The sequence below is a fragment of the Priestia sp. FSL P4-0332 genome (genome assembly GCF_038005845.1).
GTDB lineage: Bacteria > Bacillota > Bacilli > Bacillales > Bacillaceae_H > Priestia.
In genome coordinates, this window is the sequence record NZ_JBBOUA010000001.1 from 3,424,375 (window position 1) to 3,440,922 (window position 16,548).

The window sequence follows — 16,548 nt, forward strand, 5'->3', positions numbered from 1 at the left end:
CACAATCAAGAATCAAACTCGTTCGGACCTTTCTTCACCTAAAACACTTTTGTTCCGTCCTCATGTTTAATAGAAAAATAATAAAAGTAGAGGCATATTACGCCTCTACTTTCTGTTTAGAAATCTACATCGATATCTTCTTGAATGGTTCCGGTCACTTTTTCACTTTTAATTAATTGACCTTCTTTAAATGTTTCTTCTTCCTCATTTTTAACGGGTTTCAGCTGCTTATAAGAAGGAGCTGACGCAGAGCCCAGCTCTTTTTTAAGCAAATGAATTTCGCCTAACAGCTCGGCTCTTAATGAATGAACTAACGATTGAAAATCTTCTTCCCGGCTGTCTTTCTGCCCGTTTTGTTCCACAAGCTTCGCTACATAATCCTGAAGTTCCTTTGCCTGCGAGGCCTCATACTTCTCACGATTTGCAGCAAGACGTGAATTCATTTCTTTTTTTAGTAAGTCAATTTCGCCCAACAGCTCTTTTCGAAGTGAATGAACTAACGTCTCCACTTCATTTTCTTTGCTCATTTTTTGCAAGTCTTGCTGTATGAGTCTTACTACATAGTCCTGCAGCTCGTTTGCCTGCTGTTTTTCTTTCAGAAATGAAGACACTTCTAACGGAATGTCAGCAGTTTCGATTGTGAAATTTCCACGTTCATCTCCATTACTTACGGTCTTTTCCCTTGCTCCCATCATATCTGCTGATAGATTGCCAGCTGTCAGAAACGCATTTGATAGTAAATAAAATGGTGCAGCCATTTGGGAGCTTAGCTGACCGTACCAATCATCTAGTGCTTCCTTAAGGCGAGTGTTTTGATGACTCATATATGCTCCCCCCTTTTTAAACGTGAACTGCGTTTGTTTCATGTCTGCTTAAAATTTCAAGACCGTATAAATTTAATTTGCGCGTCTCCGGCAAGAAAAGATGATTTTCTTCTCTGATTTCTTCCCCGTACATGTTATCAATCTGCTCTGCAATAAACTGTTGAAGGATAGGAGCCAGTCCTCCAATATAAATATATTTATAGACTTTATCTTTTGGCGATGGAAATAGATTTTCAACTTTCGTTAATAAAATTTGCGTGTATTCTCTAAGCGAAGCGTGAATAGGCTCCGTGAGATCTACTTTTTTCCCGCTATTGCCGTCTCTTTGCTCCATTTTTGCTTTATGGATATTGGCAATAATAAATTCTTCTAATGAACGAACATCGTCAAAATACTCAAGCAGTTTTTCATTTCTTAGCTTTTCAATATGCTTCAAATATGAAATATCCGTAAGACACTTCAGCGAATTTCTGCTTTTAGGAGCTTGAAGCCCTGCAGGAAGCAGCGCAAGGTCAACCGTGCCTCCGCCCAAATCTACAATTAGTGTTTCAAAATGTTTGAATGCATTTGCTTCTTCTCTATCTTGTAATTCAAAATCTTTTTTGATCGCCCAGCGAGCAACTTCGCTTTCAATACGGCATTTGCTCGTTTCAATGTTCACAGTGACCGTTTTTTCTAATCCAGGAGTCAATACCGTAACCGTGTGCTCTCCTTGAAAACGTTCGGCCATCTTCTGCTGCATTTCACTGAATTTATTTGTTTTCTTAAGCAGCCAAATCGGAAGCATAGTCGAGAAATAATTAATCGTCACATGATTATCCTCTTTGTCTTTTCCTTTAAGTATGTTGTAATAAGCAACTGAAGCTAAAAACGTCACATAAGGAATATCAGATTCAGTTTTATTATGTAACTTATTAATATGGATATTGCCTAGCACGTGTTTCTCTGCTGCGTCTCCTACTAAATAATACTTTTCTACTCCTTCAATTGTTGTAGAAATCAGTAAATTTTGAAGAAGTAATTCCGGTTCATTTACACTTGAAGGAAAATGACCCTCTGCCTGATCTTTTGTGATTTCTACTACGTTTGTAGGAATTTCATAGTAATAACCATCCACTAGCGTTTGAAAAATTGAGTTACCAAAATCAACGTTTTGACGTTTGATATCCATCCTTGTTTCTCCCCTTTATCTTTTCGTGACAACACTAATAAGTATATATTTTCCTCATTTGTTTGTCTAAGTATTTAAATAATTTATGTTATTCGAAATTGAAAATTAATTAATTTTAGACGGCTAATGTAATTGAAAAGCACTTGAAATGCTTCTTTTTACCAGTACCCATTTTTACAAAGAATGTAACATGTCACGCTGTGAGTTCCTCTTAATTTTTTTGCAATATAAGCCCTTCAATCACCAGCTAGAAGCAGCCACATACATGAAACCTACGTTCACCATAACAACAAAAAAACCCGAACCATCAATCAGATTAATAGTTCAGATTTAACTTCAACTAAAATATTTTTGTCCCAGCCTCTGGGTTTTTTAATTTATTAATAACGCCATTTGTCTTTTTTTCTTTGCGGGTTTTCTGGCAGTTTACTAAAGCCTATTTCTTCAAGACCTTTTTCTAACGTCGCTCTTGTTTTAATTGTTCCAAAATCGACGCCTAAATCCACAACGGTTTGCGCGATTTCCGGACGTATTCCGGTAATCATCGTTTTAGTTCCGATAAGCTGTAAGGCTTTTACAATTTGAAAAATATTGTCCGCTACCATCGTATCGACGATAAGAACACCTGAAATATCAAATATTAAATAACTCAGCTGCAGCTGAGCGCTTTTTTCTAAAGCCGTTTCCATAATAAGCTGCGAACGATGCGTATCAATTTGTCCAACGATTGGCATCACAGCGATTCCTTCAGAAAGAGGAACGATGGGAACTGATAATTCTTCTAGCGCTGCATAAGCGCGTTTTATGGTTTCCGTATTATGTTCTTCATAGATTTCGACAAATATATGATTAAGCTGATCAAGCATCGGATCAATTTTTTTACTTACATCAAGCATCGTAATAGGAGCAAACTGCTTCTGCTGCAGTTCTTCTGTAAAAACGCCCCATATCACTGTTCGAAACAGCGCGAGTGATTTTAACGTTTGACTCAAAGAAAGTCCGTTTTCCACAGCCACTTTTCCTATATCTGTACCCCACTGAACGATTTTCTTTAAAACGACCGAGCGCTCTTCGAATAACGACTCGCCTAAATACTCAATGAGTTCTGCTCTCCATTTTAAAACTTCGCTTTCTTCGTGGTAAACAAGCTTCCGCTTATATTCAGAGTCCATCAGATCAGAAAATTGTATCGCTAATTCCTGTTTATTATCGATAATTTTCTTCCCTATATATAACAACTCATCCCTCATTTTTTTCTTTATCTCCTTTAGGTAGCAGAATTAACGATTACATTTTATAACAATAGTTATATCACATACAATATAAAAATATAACCGAAATGAAAAAATTGTTAAGCCCTCCCTATTTACTTTTATCCCTACTCTTCTAATCGGTATACCTGCCATAAAATGATTGAAATTTCAGCGTTTGGGTAAAAAACTACTATGAATTTATTTCTATACTTATAAGGAGGATTTTTCAATGAGCAAACATAAAGGGACCGTTAAATCATTCAACGAATCAAAAGGATCTGGATTTATCACACCCGAAGACGGATCAAAAGAAGTGTTCGTTCACTCCAATGCGATCGACCATGAGGAATATAAAAACCTGTCAGAAGGTCAAAAAGTAGAGTTTGAAATTCAAGAAGGAGCTAAAGGACCCAGCGCTATAAAAGTACACCCAGTTGACTGATAGAGTGACATTTACATACAGGTTATGGGTAGACTGTCGAATCAAATACTATTCGAATCCTAAAACACCTCTTCGACTTTTATTCGAAAGAGGTGTTTTTCGATCATGCACATCAATTTACTAAAATTGGTTAATAGTATTCATTTTAAAAAACAGTTCTAAAGTTGTCGGACAAGTATCCAAACATTTCCTATATGAGTGAATACCGTATAGAATGCTGCAAAGAAAGGGTGATTATTATAAAAAAGTATTATTTCCATTACAATGATAAAGATGATAACTATTATGTAGAAAAACCTTATCCTTACAAGAAGAAAACTTCCCTTAACAATAAGAAAGAGCAGTTTCAAGAAGATGCCCCTGAGGAAGCACGCGGCTGGGCTTATGGACGTGAAGAAGGTAGCTCTGAAGAATCATAAGTTTGGACTTATGGACGCGATGAAGATTTCTATGAAGAATCACATGATTGGGCTTCTAGATATAAAGAAGATAAAGACAAAAAAGGAAGCATGCGGGAGTCAGCATTTAGAGCGCTCAATTTAACGAAGCCTCAAAATGTTTCTGCAAATACGTTTGTAAAAGCAGTTTTCCCAACTGAACAATTTGATTTAGCAAATGAATATAACCCGATTACTTCTACCTTCCGCCCCAAAAAAGATGGCGTATATTCCATCATTGCTACAATTGGATTCTCTCCTAACGACCAGATGCTAGATTATAGAACTCGTATAGAAATACGGGTAAATGGGACCTCAGCTATCGCTATCGATAACGATTTCTTTGGCGGTAACACACCGTTTGTTAATGCGGTATCCGTGTCCACTATTTACAATTTAGAAGCTGGAGATCGCGTTGAAGTTTTTGTTCAAAGCAGCATAGCTGGTACAATCGTCACATCCGAAGATGGCTCACATTTTGAAGCAGCGAGATTTCCTTCTCCAACAAATAACTAACACTAGCTTTTAGACAAAAGCATCAATCCCCTCTTTTTAGATCGCTTCATTTTTCTAAAGGAGGGGATTTATATAAACATTAGTGGTCTAAAGGTCTGTAGAAACTTTTTAAGCGTTTGTATGCACATAATTTTTTAGTAGATTTATAGCATTAATCCAGTGTATAAAATCATGTACTTCTATGCAGTCTGCTGCCTCACTCACGCTTGCTTCGCTAACTTTTCCGTTACGCTGCCGAGCTCTTCAACTAACCCACTTAAAAATTCCGCCGTCTGGTCAATGATCTGCAGCGATTGCAGCTGACGCACGGAAGCAGAAGAAATATTGCTGCTGCTTGCAGCCGATTGGCTGGCAAAAACGGTCATATCGCTGACGGCATGGAGCACCTGCGTAGATCCGGCTGCTATTTGCTGTGCGGAAGCAGCCGTTTGCTGAATTTGCTCGTGAACGTAGGCAGATGCGTCGGCGATTCGATTAAAAACATTTTCCGCTAGTAAGGGTAAAGGGAGTGATACACCCGCTCAGGGAGTACGCTTTCTAGCCGCATACCCGCTTCTCCTTGGCACCGTACAAGCTTAGCAGCCGCCTTATTCATTTTTTTATAATAAAGATGTTGGTTCTTTACTTCCGCTAAAAAAACCAGCTCATTCATTTGATCAAAATAAAATTCAAACATATGATCTTTCAACATGGTAGGATGCATCTCCTTCGTTTTTTCACAGATGAACGCCCCCTGTACTTTACACTTCTGTATGAAATATACACTAGATCTTTTCACACACAAACACAACTTTAAATGTACAAACAGTAGTTCTTTTGTATCATTACCTACCCTCCTTCACAAGAAGGGTAAACATGATGAACAAAAATAAAAGAGAGTGAGGGATGGCTAAATTAAAGACGAACAAATGGGACAAAGAAGCTCGTAGGGGTTATTGGTTACACCGCGGTTGATTTCCGTGCAAAACTTTGCTTTCCCCAGGATCCTTCACCTTGCCCTCCACTCAACCGCTAGAAGCACCTGCATACATGAAACCTACTTTCACCAAAACAATTAAAAAATCCGAACGCGTTTGACTCTTGATAGAGAATCAAACGCGTTCGGATCTTCCTTCAACTAAGCTACTTTTATTCTAGCCTCTTTTTTAAACTACTTAATTCCGTAATATTCTTCAAGCGTAATGCCTTTACTTTTAATCGCCTGCGCCACTGGTTTGCCTACATACCGCAAATGCCACGGTTCATATTTATAGCCGGTTACCGCTTCTTTTCCTTTTGGATAACGAATAATAAATCCATATTCTGCTGCGTGGGCGTCGAGCCAAGTTGCTTCTTTTGTTCCGCCAAAGCAGTCTTGAGCAGCACATGTACCGTCTCCTTTTGTTACATCAATTCCAAGACCCGTTTCATGTTCACTCGTGCCTGGCAGTGCGCTATAAGTTGCCGCTTTATCATAACCATCTCTTTGAACATACGAACTAAAAAGCGCGCTTTGCGTTGCATGTGAACGGTAAGCTGATACGCCAAGAAGCGTAACGCCTTGTTTTTTCGCACCCGCAAATAACTGTGCAATAGCAGCGGCTGCTTCACTGCGCATTTTTTTCTTTTCCGTTTGTTCTTTGAATGTAAATGGAATCGTTGTATATACTAAATCTTTCGGAACGTAGTTTTCCGGAAGCTTGTTTTGTTTATTCACAACAACTTGTATGCTTTCAGGGTTCGAAACCACTTTCATACCAGCTAATGCTCGTACGTATTGACCGCTTACATAACCAACCTTACCTTGATACGTAATTTTCAGCCAGCCGTTTGCTGCTTTAGCCGTTACGTCTAGCTGTGTGCCGGCTTTAAGTGTTGCCATGACAGCACCAGAAGTTGAAGCAGTTGTTCGAACATTTAAATTCGCCGTTGCCACATAGACAGAAGCGGCCGGAGCTGGAGCTGGAGCCGGTTCAGAAGAACCCGTTGATTCCTTTACGTACTGCGTGCTCACATAGCCCGTTTTGCCTTGATAGCTTACTTTTAGCCAGCCATTCGCTGCTTGTTCTGTCGACGTTAGCTCCGTGCCTTGTTTGACCATTACAACAATCGCGCTTGAAGTCGATGGACCGCTTCGAATATTTAAATTTGCCGTTGTTACATAGGTTTTGGTCGTTGAACTCGCAGACTTTTTAACATACTCACTGCTTACATAGCCCGTTTTGCCTTGATAGCTTACTTTCAGCCAGCCGCTTGCTGCTTGTCCAACTACCGTTAGCTGCGTGCCTTGTTTGACCGTTGCAATAATCGCGTTGGACGTCGATGGACCGCTTCGAATATTTAAATTCGCCGTTGTTGTATATGTTTCCGCCGCTGCGCTTGCGACAGTTGGCTCACCCGTAAAATTTAAAGAATGAAGACCTAGAGTTCCTGCCCCTACAAGTGTAAAAGCAAGACCTGTTACCGCTAATTTTTTGTAAAATCTTTGTTTGTTCACTTCTGTCATTTTTTATACCTCATTTGCAAAATATAATAGAAATACATGCTGCTAGTTTAATAGGTTAAGTGAAAACAGGATCCGATGTTTAAGCTCAACCTTAACTAAACAACATTAAGTAAAATTATTCGACGTCTAGAGGCTTACCATTACTTCGTTCCAGCTAGCACGTACTTTTAGAATACCGGATAATCGTGTCAAAAGTATATCAAAATATTTCAAACTTGTTTCCAAACTGATACATTTTCAACAAAAATAGAATAATAGAGCAGAAACAGCAAAAAAACCCTTACGTTTACTCCCAAATTCTTAGGGTAAAAAATAACTAAAAACAAAGATTGAGATGGTGATAAAATGAACACGGCAACGGATTTTTCCTCAACTTCGTTTCGAGAACCCCCCACATTAAAACAGCATATTTTTGATACGCTTCGTTTCTACTACCCCGCTTGTATTGACAAGAAAAACGGCGGGTATATCCATGAATACTACGACGACGGCACCGTCAACAACACGCATTCAAAACACTTGGTAAGTACGGCGCGCTTTATTTATATCTTCAGTGTAGGGGCTCTTTTAAACGGACCGGATTGGTGCAAAGAAGCAGCTCAGCACGGCATTCGTTTTCTACAAAACAACCATTATGATAGAGAGCACGACGGGTATTTTTTTGAAATAGCCGATGACGGAGAAGTAAAAGATGATTCTAAACAAGCATATGGCCACGCTTTTGCTCTTTTAGCTTCTTCCATCGCGTATCAAGCCGGCATTCAAGAAGCAAAAGAAACAATTGAACAGGTATATGACGTGATGGAAAAGTACTTTTGGGAAGAAACGCACGGCTTTTACCGAGATGAATGGGACGCATCGTGGTCAGCCTCTTCTTTATATCACGGCCAAAATGCAAATATGCATATATGTGAAGCGATGCTTTCTGCCTTTGAAGCAACAAGAGATAAAAAATACTTAGACCGAGCGTACACGCTTGCAAAAGGCGTTACTCAGCAGCTTGCTGAACGATCTGGCGGCATGATCTGGGAGCATTATGATACAGACTGGCAGCCAGATTGGGAATACAATAAAAACAATACAAAGGATGAATTTCGTCCGTACGGCTTTATACCAGGACATCAGTTTGAATGGAGCAAGCTGCTTTTATGGCTTGATCGGCACCGTTCGGAAAACTGGATGACAGAACGTGCAAAAGATTTATTTGATAAGGGCTGGAACCGAGGCTGGGATGCTAGGTACGGAGGTCTTTACTTTGCGCTGTCTCCTCAAGAAGAGGTCATTGATTGGGATAAAAACTACTGGGTGATGGCCGAAGCCATTTCTGCGGCTTCACTGCTTGGGGTAAAAACCGGAGACAGCGGATATTGGAAAGCATACGACGCCCTGTTCTCCTACTGTCAGAAACACTTTATCGATCACACATATGGAGGGTGGTATCAGCTGTTAAATCAGCAAAACGAACGCTACAGCTCGAAAAAAAGCCCCGCTCCTAAAGCCGATTATCACCCTGTGGCAGCTTGCTATCAAACGCTGATAGCACTGAATTCTCTTTGAGATAATGCTCATGAAGAAACCGTTTTCTAGCAAATGCGTTTATTTCTTTTATTTAAGGGAATTTACTTACTAACAATCAATGTTTCTACAATTCAGAAAAAGCTCGACTATATATATGCAAGGAGTGAGGACGATGTATTTTTACGCGTTAGCACAAGGAACAGATTCTGGAGATCCAGTAACACTGCATCATGAGAAGAAATTTTCGAAAAAAGAATTTTTAGAGATGTTTAATGAAGCATTAGATGAGTTGGATACGCATCCAGCTCCAAGCGCTGTCGGTGAATACCTTTGCCGTGCGTACGGATTTCAAGAAATTGAAATCGAGACGGGTGTTGTATGCTACTGCGCTCCTTTTAGAAAGCTAGACGACTCGGATATTATAGAAGACCGTACGTACATGGACGCCACGACCGGAACACTAAAATACAACTAACCAAAAAGAAAGGTTGGATGCGTGTGAAGACCGTACAGAACATTTATCGAACGAGTGAAGCTGTACCAGAATCGGGCGCTTACGTTTGTGCGGAAGGTGAAATTAAACTCTTTCAAAAAGATGATCTTTTTACACCTTGCCCACATACACGTGAATCAACGACGTGGAAGCCTGTAGATGACGCCTTTTCAACCGGAGAATTGGTTCCGCAAACCGGTCGCTATACCGACGAAAACGGCAATCAAGTAAAGCTAAAAGAAAACGATTTATTTCCAAGATGCCTTCGTTCAGGTGAGCCTACGACGTGGAGGCGAGGATAACAGACAACAAAGCAGCCGCTTATTAAGCGGCTGCTTTTTCTTGAAGCTTATTTAAAAAATGAATTCTTTTTTCTTCCTTTTAACAGATCGCCCGTCCACCCTTTCATTCGTAAATAGAGATAAATGGCCACGGTTGAAAGAACAATTAAAATGAGTGCGTAGACATAGCCAAACTTCCAGTCAAGCTCCGGCATCCCTTTAAAGTTCATTCCCCAAAGAGCTCCAAAAGCCGTTAAAGGCGTACTGATTGCTGTCAGCAGCGTTAAAGCTTTCATAATCTCATTTCCTCGATGAGTAGACACAACTTCTTCTAATTTAATTAACGCGTCAAATTCTTTTTGATATTGTTCAATTAGCGTTAAGCCGATTTCGATTTTTTTACACATCCGCTGATATTCGACCGTTTGGTTAATTTTTTTATGAAATGCTTCTTCTATTCCCATTGTGACTTCTCGAACAGAGCTAATTAAATTTGTCCATATAAGCAAGTCATACCGGGCTTTATGAATGTCATCTAACACGTCAATGTTATTATTATGGCGCACTTCCCACAGAAGCTCTCTGAAATGACTTTCAAACTGATCAAACCCGTTTAAGTGCTTTTTCATAATTTCGCCTAAAAGAATAAAAAAGCTTTCTGCCGTGTTAGCAGACTGCTTCATGCGTTCAATCATTCGTTCATGATGGGTGTCTTGTAGGATTTCCAAATCAATTCCTGCCGTTATAATAAACTCCTCGGTGATATAAAAATGAAACGAATCGTAATTTTTTTGATCAAACGACTTCTTATGATAAATTAGTGAACCATAAATGAGCTCACTTCCCCCTACGACATCTACTTGAATATGATTAGAATTTTCCTTTTGCAGCTGCTGGCAAAACCATTCATCTCTTGGATACTGATAGTCTTTGATTATATCAGCTATTCCATCTGCTTCTTCTAAATCAAACTGATACCATTTCCATTGATCGTTCGTCACGGTATTCATACTTTCCCTCTTTCCCCTTTTATTAGAATTTTTCCCTATATACAATCATTTAAAACCTATCACGCAAAATAAACATACATTTCATATCCATCTTTATAAAAAAGGTGCTATAATAAATACGTTGCTCACATGCGCAATGCTTTATCAGTTTGAGAGGAGAATAACAGTGAAGAAAGATATCGCTTTACGTTCTTATCTGCTAGAAAATGCACCAAATATGACGGAAGAATGGTATGAATCTTTGGACAAAAAGTCTTCTGAAGGCGTATATACCTCTAGTAACCCCGATGTCATTCAACGCTTAAAAGCGCAAAACTATGAATTTCATTTATATATTAGCAACGTCTTTATAGAAGATGAAAAAAGCTTTTTTGAATCTTTTAACACGTGGCTAAATAAAGTTGCCAAAGACCAAGAACATATCAGAACACCCATTCAAAGTATTATTAAAGAATTTATGAACGTCCGCAAACAATACTGTGAGTATATTCGACGGTTTGCAGAACTTAACGATGACATCACTCAGCAGCATATTGATGTGTGGAATGAAAAAGTAGTAAGGGTATTTGATATTATTATTTTGAAATTCATCACAGAAGCGCAGGAGTACGCATCAAACCGCCTCCGCTCGCAGCAGGAAATGATTCATGAATTAAGTTCACCTGTTATTGTGATTAAAAAAGACGTTGCTCTTTTACCGTTAGTCGGCGATATTGATACGGCAAGAGCCAAAATGATCCTAGAAAGCACGTTAAAACAGTGTGCAGAGAAGCAAATCGCTCATTTGTATATTGATTTGTCAGGAGTTGTGATGATTGATACAATGGTCGCACACGAGCTGTTTCAGCTGATAAATGCGCTTGATTTAATCGGCGTTAAATCAATTTTATCGGGCATTCGCCCTGAATTAGCTACTACTGCGATGCAGCTTGGACTGAAATTTGATCATATACGAATTAAATCGAATCTTGCTCAGGCATTAGAAGATGATTCAAAAATTGTAATTGCTTCTAGCACTCATTAATATAGGGATACAAACAAAAAAACAGCCCGAGAAGGCTGTTTTTTATTTTCTATGATGAATGTTTTCAGAACCTGATTCATCTTTCGTTTTCGTTTTATTTTTCTCTTCTTTTTGTTCAAGTCTTATGTCTTCCATTGGCATAGGATCCACGGTTTCTTCTTCTTTGAAACGTTCAAATAACGTTTCGTCTTGATCTGTTACACGCTGTTCCGTTTCATCTCTTTTTTTAGGTGCATTTGATATAGATCTTTTCTTGCGTTCTCCCATCTTTTCTCCTCCTTTACTATAGGTGGTGCAATTATGTGTTCATGAAATCTCCGCCGTTGACATGAAGCGTTTGACCGGTCATATAAGATGAATCATTTGAAGCTAGCAGTACATAGCAGCCTACGTGCTCCACAGGATGCCCAGGTCTGCCCATCGGCGTATCGGTACCGAATTCTCCTACTTTATCACCTGAGAAAGTAGACGGAATAAGCGGTGTCCAGATTGGTCCCGGCGCTACAGCATTAACGCGAATGCCATCTTTGACAAGCGCTTGCGCCATGCTGCGCGTAAAGCCGTTGATTGCACCTTTTGTCGCCGTATAATCGATCAGCTGAGGATTTCCGCGGTAAGGATTAATTGACGTTGTATTAATGATCGCACTGCCTTTTCCTAAGTAATCAAGCGCTTTTTTCGTAAAATAAAAGTATGAATAAAAGTTCGTTTTGAACGTTCGTTCAAGCTGTTCACTTGTAATTTCTTTAATGCTTTCTTTTGGATGCTGCTCTCCTGCATTGTTCACAAGAATATCAAGCTTTCCAAGCTCACTTACTGTTTTTTCTACCGCTTCGTTACAGAACGATTCGTCTCCTACGTCTCCTGCAATCAGCAGACATCTTACACCTTCTTCTTCAATGCGGGCTTTTGTTTCCTCGGCGTCGCTATGTTCGTTTAAGTAAACGATGGCTACGTCCGCTCCTTCTTTCGCATAAGCAATGGATACAGCTCGTCCAATTCCGCTGTCTCCTCCGGTAACTAGCGCTACTTTTCCTTTTAATTTTCCTGTACCAATGTAGTTGTCATCCTCATAAATAGGGAGAGGATTCATCTCGCTTTCGATACCCGGCTGGCGGTCTTGCGTTTGCTGGGGCTGACCTTGTGTTTGTTGATCTTGTAAATTCATTTTAATCTCCTCCTATTTTTGATGGAACTTTTTAGTATAGTCTACGTTTAGCCTTCTGTTTTGAAGTTCAAACATCTTTTTTAAAAAATTTATGATATTTCTATTCTCTTTTACTATCTTAGAAAATTCATAGAAAACAAGTTTAAAGTTGGAAACAAAGGCTACAGAATGAGTAGAAGATGTATTTCAGAAATATCTTTTATTAGGAGGTTTGGTTGGTATATGAAACACATTGAAATAGCAGAAAACCAAGAGGAGGCAACCTGCATCATCCATTCTTTTTTAAAAAAAGGATTTACAAGCAAAGATATTTACCTGCTGGCCTACGATAAAGAATGGGCTCATAATTTAACGGACGCAACACATACAAAAAAATACAGAATGGCAGAGCAAGGTATTTTTGAAACGGCGGTAAATAAGCTTCTTTCAAGAGAAGATGAGCTTCTTTCAAAGATGGCTTCGCTCGGCTTATCTAATCAAGAAGCAAACCGGTATAAAGAAGAGATGAAACAAGGACATATCGTGGTTGTTGGCGCACAGAGTCAGTCGATTCCCTACTAAAACAGCGGAAACGTTTTTTAATAGCATATAAGGGTATTTAGTAAAATAAACCATTTCTATCAAGAAAGGAAGTTATTAACGATGTTAAACTATTTGGGAATTCAGATAGGCTCTCTTTACTTTCCTACTAGTATTTTGCTTATCACGTTTCTTGTATTAATCGGCTTTTTTATTTATTTCCTATCTAGAAGAAGAAAAAACCGCCAGGAATCACGTGAGCACTCACGAGGAAAATAAAAGAGAAGGTCAATTTAAAAGCCCTTCATGCAGAAGGGCTCTTTGTACTATAAAACAGGCAGATACTTCTCATAGCGAGGGTTTACATAAAAAGGCGGACGAGGTCCTAAAAGCGGCAGCAGAAAAGGCTGAGCATCAGAGTTATAGATTAGTTCCACCGTCTGATTTGACCCGTCCATTAGCAATAGCTTCACTTCTTCACTGTAGTAATATCGCATGAACTCCCCTTCTTTCTCGCATTCTACACTCTTTATACGTATGCATGAGAGATCGATCTATGTCATAGAGTGAAAGAGTGATGCTTTTTGAGGAGGTTGTTTTATGTGTCCAAACAATGAATTTTATCAGGACAAGCAAGGGTATCCGATGCAGCCGAATTACGGAAAAATTACGCGCTATGAAGACGTTCCGATTACGGTTCCTGAACAGCGGCAGCTTCGCCAGCCCGGGTTAGAAAGTTTGATGGTTCCGCGTCCCATTATCGAAAATCCGCATTACAAAGGAAGCGGCAAGCTAAAAGGAAAAATTGCTCTCATTACAGGCGGTGACAGCGGAATCGGAGCAGCCGCTGCCATTGCCTTCGCTAAAGAAGGAGCAAACGTTGCGATTGCTTATTTAGATGAACATGAAGATGCAAATCGAACGAAGGCAAGGATTGAAGAACTGAGTCAAAAATGTGTGCTGCTTCCCGGCGACGTGCGGGACAAACAGCACTGTAAAGACATCGTCGAAAAAACGGTAGAAACGTTCGGTCAGCTTGATATTTTGTGCAATAACGTAGGCGTTCAGTTTCAGCAGATGAGTCTTTTAGACATCACCGATGAGCAGTTTGATCATACATTTAAAGTGAATATCTACTCGCACTTTTACACGACGCGTGCCGCTCTGCCTCATTTAAAAGCCGGCAGCTCGATTATTAATACTGCTTCAATTGTGACGTATAAAGGCTATGAACAGTTAATTGACTATACGGCAACTAAAGGAGCCATTGTCGGTTTCACTCGTGCACTTTCCAATAGCCTGATTAAAGACGGCATTCGCGTAAACGCCGTAGCGCCGGGGCGCATTTGGACACCGCTCATTCCAGCAAGCTTTTCAGCTGATCAAGTAACGCAAGTGGACAATCCGATGGAGCGCCAAGGGCAGCCGTTTGAACTTGCTCCAACCTACGTGTATCTCGCAAGCGACGACTCACGGTTTGTCACGGGGCAAACGCTGCATGTAAACGGCGGAGAGTGGGTTTCTTCTTAGACATCCCAATAAAAAAAAGCGTGAAGCCAGGCTCCACGCTTTTTCATTATTTACGGGATTCTTTTTGCAAAGGCGATTTTTCAATTGAACGCGTAAACCGGTAAACATCAAGCTCTTGTCCTACTTCTGAAGGCAAATACCCAAACGTCGTGAAACTGTCCACCGATTCCGGTTCAAGCGATAGAGACAATAAATTGTTTTGCGGCTGAGAGGTTAAAAAGACGTAGCTTCCTTTTGGAAACGTTACTGTTTTTGACTTGACGATTGTTTGCACATCTACATTTGGCTTGTTTTCGTAGGCTTCATTTTCTATGCGGCTGCTGACGTTATACGCTTCTACTGAAAGAACCGTTTCTTTCGTTAATTTGAAGCCTTTTACGCCTTGTCCCTGCAGTTTTGCTGCTACATCTTCGTGTCCTGGTTTTAAAAGATAAGCAGTCGGACGTTCACGGACAAGCGTCGGCGTTGCTTCTTTTGCACTGTAGTACGTCACGGGAATTTCTTTAACAGACGCACTTTCCACATCGACCATTTCTAACGTGGAGTTTGGTATTTTTTTATTTTCACTGTTTACAACAATTGGGTCATGATCATTTGCATTTTTTCCTTTTTTAACAAGCGCCGCTTTTTCTTTTGCAATCAGCGCCTTAATTTGTTTGGCGTGATCAGCTGTTTGGGTAATCAGCTTTTCTTGCGTAGCAATTTGTGCACTCACTCGCCGCGGAAAATCTTCTCGTCCAATGCCGATCCCTCTGCTTTCAACTAAAAACGAAAACGAAGGATACAAGCCTAGTGAGTTTCGGCCAATTCGTGGTTCAACTGAGCCTTCTTCCACTTCAAGCTGCCCTTGTTTATTCACTTGAGACGTATAGTATACTTCTCCTGAATATCCTTGCTTTTCAATGGCTGTAAGCGTACTGTTCACAAACAGCTCATCAGACACGTCTCGAATGCGCTGCGGAATATTTAAGTTTCGACCGGACTGCAGTAAAATGTCGTGATACTTCCACACGCCTTCTTTACCGATATTTTTAAATCCGCTGCTGTAAGGCGTATATTCATGAGCATCAATGACGACTTCCGGTGAAAAACGGTTAAATTCAGCTCGTACGCTCTGCACTTCCGGGCTTTCAAGCTTTATGTAGTCGCGGTTTCCATCTAAATTATTTGCTAGCTGACGTTTAAATGCATAAGATCCGTCTGGATTAATGCGCGGCACAATGACGATGTTCACTTTATTTAGCACATCTTTTCCAAAGTCTTCTGTCAAACGCGTCGCAACGGCGAGTACGGATTCACCGCTTGCCGGTTCATTACCATGAATTTGACTTTGAAGCCAAATCGTTGGCTTTTTGGATGTTTTTCCATCCGCAAATTTCTTTTCCTTTGAAAAATACAGAGCCGGAATGTCTCGTCCTTGCTGTGATTTACCGATAATCTTCAGCTTTACGTACGGACTTTTATGAGCAAGCTTTTGAACATAGCTCATCATTTCTTCTTGAGTCGTAAATGCGTCTTGTCCTTTTGTAAATGCAGGCGTTGCTTCATTCACCTTTATTTCCGGATAAAGCGCTTTAATTTTTTCCGGCTGGCTATAGTCTTTTCCGTAATAAGGCATCTCAGCTTGTACCGCAAGCGGCGACAGCAATAACCCAATCGATAAAAGAGCCGGCACGGCTGTTCGTTTTACAGTTTTTTTCATTCATTTACTCCTCCCCATCCCCTTGGTTAGACATTTTAAATTTTTGAAATATTTAAAATGTTACACAAATAATTATACCGTTTAAGGAAATAACTTCAAGATAAGGGAGCTGAACCTTTTTGACTATTTTAATGTAAGAGAGGAGTATGATTTTATAACAAAGAGATTGGGACAT

Annotated in this window: 19 protein-coding genes and 1 pseudogene; 9 read left to right on the forward strand and 11 right to left on the reverse strand. The window is 39.9% G+C overall.

What is annotated here, in order from left to right; genetic code table 11:
- Nucleotides 1–116: 116 nt before the first annotated feature.
- The 3 genes from MKY06_RS17750 to MKY06_RS17760 all read right to left on the reverse strand — a co-directional run bounded on the left by MKY06_RS17750 (nt 117) and on the right by MKY06_RS17760 (nt 3,245).
- Nucleotides 117–824: a hypothetical protein gene (locus tag MKY06_RS17750; RefSeq protein ID WP_289916531.1), complete on the reverse strand. Its 708-nt coding sequence runs from the start codon at nt 822–824 to the stop codon at nt 117–119.
- A gap of 16 nt (nt 825–840) precedes the next feature.
- Nucleotides 841–1,995: a ParM/StbA family protein gene (locus MKY06_RS17755; protein ID WP_013058182.1), complete on the reverse strand. Its 1,155-nt coding sequence runs from the start codon at nt 1,993–1,995 to the stop codon at nt 841–843.
- Nucleotides 1,996–2,375: 380 nt separating this feature from the next.
- A complete protein-coding gene (locus MKY06_RS17760) occupies nt 2,376–3,245 on the reverse strand; it encodes an STAS domain-containing protein (protein ID WP_013058183.1) in 870 nt (289 codons plus the stop codon).
- Nucleotides 3,246–3,477: 232 nt separating this feature from the next.
- On the opposite strand from MKY06_RS17760, the gene MKY06_RS17765 reads away from it, so the two are divergent.
- The 3 genes and pseudogenes from MKY06_RS17765 to MKY06_RS17775 all read left to right on the forward strand — a co-directional run.
- Nucleotides 3,478–3,690, forward strand: a complete 213-nt coding sequence (locus tag MKY06_RS17765; RefSeq protein ID WP_013058184.1) for a cold-shock protein — start codon at nt 3,478–3,480, stop codon at nt 3,688–3,690.
- Nucleotides 3,691–3,884: 194 nt separating this feature from the next.
- Entirely contained in the window at nt 3,885–4,109 is a 225-nt protein-coding gene (locus MKY06_RS17770; protein ID WP_289916542.1) for a hypothetical protein, read from the forward strand.
- Between the two features lie 93 nt (nt 4,110–4,202).
- Nucleotides 4,203–4,643, forward strand: a pseudogene (locus MKY06_RS17775) (hypothetical protein); the annotation flags it as partial.
- 200 nt (nt 4,644–4,843) lie between these two features.
- Here the strand turns inward: MKY06_RS17775 and MKY06_RS17780 are convergent.
- The 3 genes from MKY06_RS17780 to MKY06_RS17790 form a co-directional block, all read right to left on the reverse strand.
- On the reverse strand, nt 4,844–5,029 hold the full coding sequence (locus MKY06_RS17780) for a hypothetical protein (RefSeq protein WP_289916546.1): 186 nt from the start codon (nt 5,027–5,029) through the stop codon (nt 4,844–4,846).
- Nucleotides 5,030–5,133: 104 nt separating this feature from the next.
- Nucleotides 5,134–5,334, reverse strand: a complete 201-nt coding sequence (locus tag MKY06_RS17785) for a hypothetical protein (protein WP_055992671.1) — start codon at nt 5,332–5,334, stop codon at nt 5,134–5,136.
- Between the two features lie 459 nt (nt 5,335–5,793).
- The gene (locus tag MKY06_RS17790; RefSeq protein WP_340961077.1) at nt 5,794–7,128 is read right to left on the reverse strand and encodes an SH3 domain-containing protein; all 1,335 of its coding nucleotides are present in this window, start codon (nt 7,126–7,128) and stop codon (nt 5,794–5,796) included.
- Between the two features lie 345 nt (nt 7,129–7,473).
- On the opposite strand from MKY06_RS17790, the gene MKY06_RS17795 reads away from it, so the two are divergent.
- From MKY06_RS17795 to MKY06_RS17805, 3 genes are all read left to right on the forward strand, one after another.
- The gene (locus tag MKY06_RS17795; RefSeq protein WP_289916560.1) at nt 7,474–8,685 is read left to right on the forward strand and encodes an AGE family epimerase/isomerase; all 1,212 of its coding nucleotides are present in this window, start codon (nt 7,474–7,476) and stop codon (nt 8,683–8,685) included.
- A 133-nt stretch (nt 8,686–8,818) separates the two neighbouring features.
- Nucleotides 8,819–9,121: a hypothetical protein gene (locus tag MKY06_RS17800; RefSeq protein ID WP_013058189.1), complete on the forward strand. Its 303-nt coding sequence runs from the start codon at nt 8,819–8,821 to the stop codon at nt 9,119–9,121.
- A gap of 17 nt (nt 9,122–9,138) precedes the next feature.
- Nucleotides 9,139–9,441: a hypothetical protein gene (locus MKY06_RS17805; RefSeq protein ID WP_155660409.1), complete on the forward strand. Its 303-nt coding sequence runs from the start codon at nt 9,139–9,141 to the stop codon at nt 9,439–9,441.
- Nucleotides 9,442–9,488: 47 nt separating this feature from the next.
- Here the strand turns inward: MKY06_RS17805 and MKY06_RS17810 are convergent, their stop codons facing one another.
- Nucleotides 9,489–10,430, reverse strand: coding sequence for a magnesium transporter CorA family protein (locus MKY06_RS17810; RefSeq protein WP_064471930.1), 942 nt, complete (start codon nt 10,428–10,430; stop codon nt 9,489–9,491).
- 166 nt (nt 10,431–10,596) lie between these two features.
- Between MKY06_RS17810 and MKY06_RS17815 the strand changes: the two genes are divergently transcribed.
- A complete protein-coding gene (locus MKY06_RS17815; protein WP_013058192.1) occupies nt 10,597–11,454 on the forward strand; it encodes an STAS domain-containing protein in 858 nt (285 codons plus the stop codon).
- 42 nt (nt 11,455–11,496) lie between these two features.
- Here MKY06_RS17815 and MKY06_RS17820 read toward each other — a convergent pair whose 3' ends face one another.
- On the reverse strand, nt 11,497–11,721 hold the full coding sequence (locus MKY06_RS17820; RefSeq protein ID WP_013058193.1) for a hypothetical protein: 225 nt from the start codon (nt 11,719–11,721) through the stop codon (nt 11,497–11,499).
- 31 nt (nt 11,722–11,752) lie between these two features.
- Nucleotides 11,753–12,622 carry an SDR family oxidoreductase gene (locus tag MKY06_RS17825; RefSeq protein WP_013058194.1) on the reverse strand — a complete coding sequence of 290 codons (870 nt, stop codon included), beginning with the start codon at nt 12,620–12,622 and terminating at the stop codon, nt 11,753–11,755.
- Nucleotides 12,623–12,844: 222 nt separating this feature from the next.
- On the opposite strand from MKY06_RS17825, the gene MKY06_RS17830 reads away from it, so the two are divergent.
- Complete coding sequence (locus MKY06_RS17830) at nt 12,845–13,183, forward strand: general stress protein (protein WP_340961079.1); 339 nt, start codon at nt 12,845–12,847, stop codon at nt 13,181–13,183.
- A gap of 284 nt (nt 13,184–13,467) precedes the next feature.
- On the opposite strand, the gene MKY06_RS17835 is transcribed toward MKY06_RS17830, so the two are convergent.
- Nucleotides 13,468–13,638, reverse strand: coding sequence for a hypothetical protein (locus MKY06_RS17835; RefSeq protein ID WP_013058197.1), 171 nt, complete (start codon nt 13,636–13,638; stop codon nt 13,468–13,470).
- Nucleotides 13,639–13,741: 103 nt separating this feature from the next.
- On the opposite strand from MKY06_RS17835, the gene MKY06_RS17840 reads away from it, so the two are divergent.
- A complete protein-coding gene (locus MKY06_RS17840; RefSeq protein WP_013058198.1) occupies nt 13,742–14,671 on the forward strand; it encodes an SDR family oxidoreductase in 930 nt (309 codons plus the stop codon).
- A 46-nt stretch (nt 14,672–14,717) separates the two neighbouring features.
- Here MKY06_RS17840 and MKY06_RS17845 read toward each other — a convergent pair whose 3' ends face one another.
- Nucleotides 14,718–16,373, reverse strand: a complete 1,656-nt coding sequence (locus MKY06_RS17845; RefSeq protein WP_155660412.1) for a M14 family metallopeptidase — start codon at nt 16,371–16,373, stop codon at nt 14,718–14,720.
- Between the last annotated feature and the right edge of the window lie 175 nt (nt 16,374–16,548).

Bases quoted from the DNA above. Each gene is read 5' to 3' on its own strand.
- MKY06_RS17750 (WP_289916531.1), bottom strand. From the start codon at position 824: ATGAGTCATCAAAACACTCGCCTTAAGGAAGCACTAGATGATTGGTAC.
- MKY06_RS17755 (WP_013058182.1), bottom strand. From the start codon at position 1,995: ATGGATATCAAACGTCAAAACGTTGATTTTGGTAACTCAATTTTTCAA.
- MKY06_RS17760 (WP_013058183.1), bottom strand. From the start codon at position 3,245: ATGAGGGATGAGTTGTTATATATAGGGAAGAAAATTATCGATAATAAA.
- MKY06_RS17765 (WP_013058184.1), top strand. From the start codon at position 3,478: ATGAGCAAACATAAAGGGACCGTTAAATCATTCAACGAATCAAAAGGA.
- MKY06_RS17770 (WP_289916542.1), top strand. From the start codon at position 3,885: ATGAGTGAATACCGTATAGAATGCTGCAAAGAAAGGGTGATTATTATA.
- MKY06_RS17785 (WP_055992671.1), bottom strand. From the start codon at position 5,334: ATGTTGAAAGATCATATGTTTGAATTTTATTTTGATCAAATGAATGAG.
- MKY06_RS17790 (WP_340961077.1), bottom strand. From the start codon at position 7,128: ATGACAGAAGTGAACAAACAAAGATTTTACAAAAAATTAGCGGTAACA.
- MKY06_RS17795 (WP_289916560.1), top strand. From the start codon at position 7,474: ATGAACACGGCAACGGATTTTTCCTCAACTTCGTTTCGAGAACCCCCC.
- MKY06_RS17800 (WP_013058189.1), top strand. From the start codon at position 8,819: ATGTATTTTTACGCGTTAGCACAAGGAACAGATTCTGGAGATCCAGTA.
- MKY06_RS17805 (WP_155660409.1), top strand. From the start codon at position 9,139: ATGCGTGTGAAGACCGTACAGAACATTTATCGAACGAGTGAAGCTGTA.
- MKY06_RS17810 (WP_064471930.1), bottom strand. From the start codon at position 10,430: ATGAATACCGTGACGAACGATCAATGGAAATGGTATCAGTTTGATTTA.
- MKY06_RS17820 (WP_013058193.1), bottom strand. From the start codon at position 11,721: ATGGGAGAACGCAAGAAAAGATCTATATCAAATGCACCTAAAAAAAGA.
- MKY06_RS17825 (WP_013058194.1), bottom strand. From the start codon at position 12,622: ATGAATTTACAAGATCAACAAACACAAGGTCAGCCCCAGCAAACGCAA.
- MKY06_RS17830 (WP_340961079.1), top strand. From the start codon at position 12,845: ATGAAACACATTGAAATAGCAGAAAACCAAGAGGAGGCAACCTGCATC.
- MKY06_RS17835 (WP_013058197.1), bottom strand. From the start codon at position 13,638: ATGCGATATTACTACAGTGAAGAAGTGAAGCTATTGCTAATGGACGGG.
- MKY06_RS17840 (WP_013058198.1), top strand. From the start codon at position 13,742: ATGTGTCCAAACAATGAATTTTATCAGGACAAGCAAGGGTATCCGATG.
- MKY06_RS17845 (WP_155660412.1), bottom strand. From the start codon at position 16,373: ATGAAAAAAACTGTAAAACGAACAGCCGTGCCGGCTCTTTTATCGATT.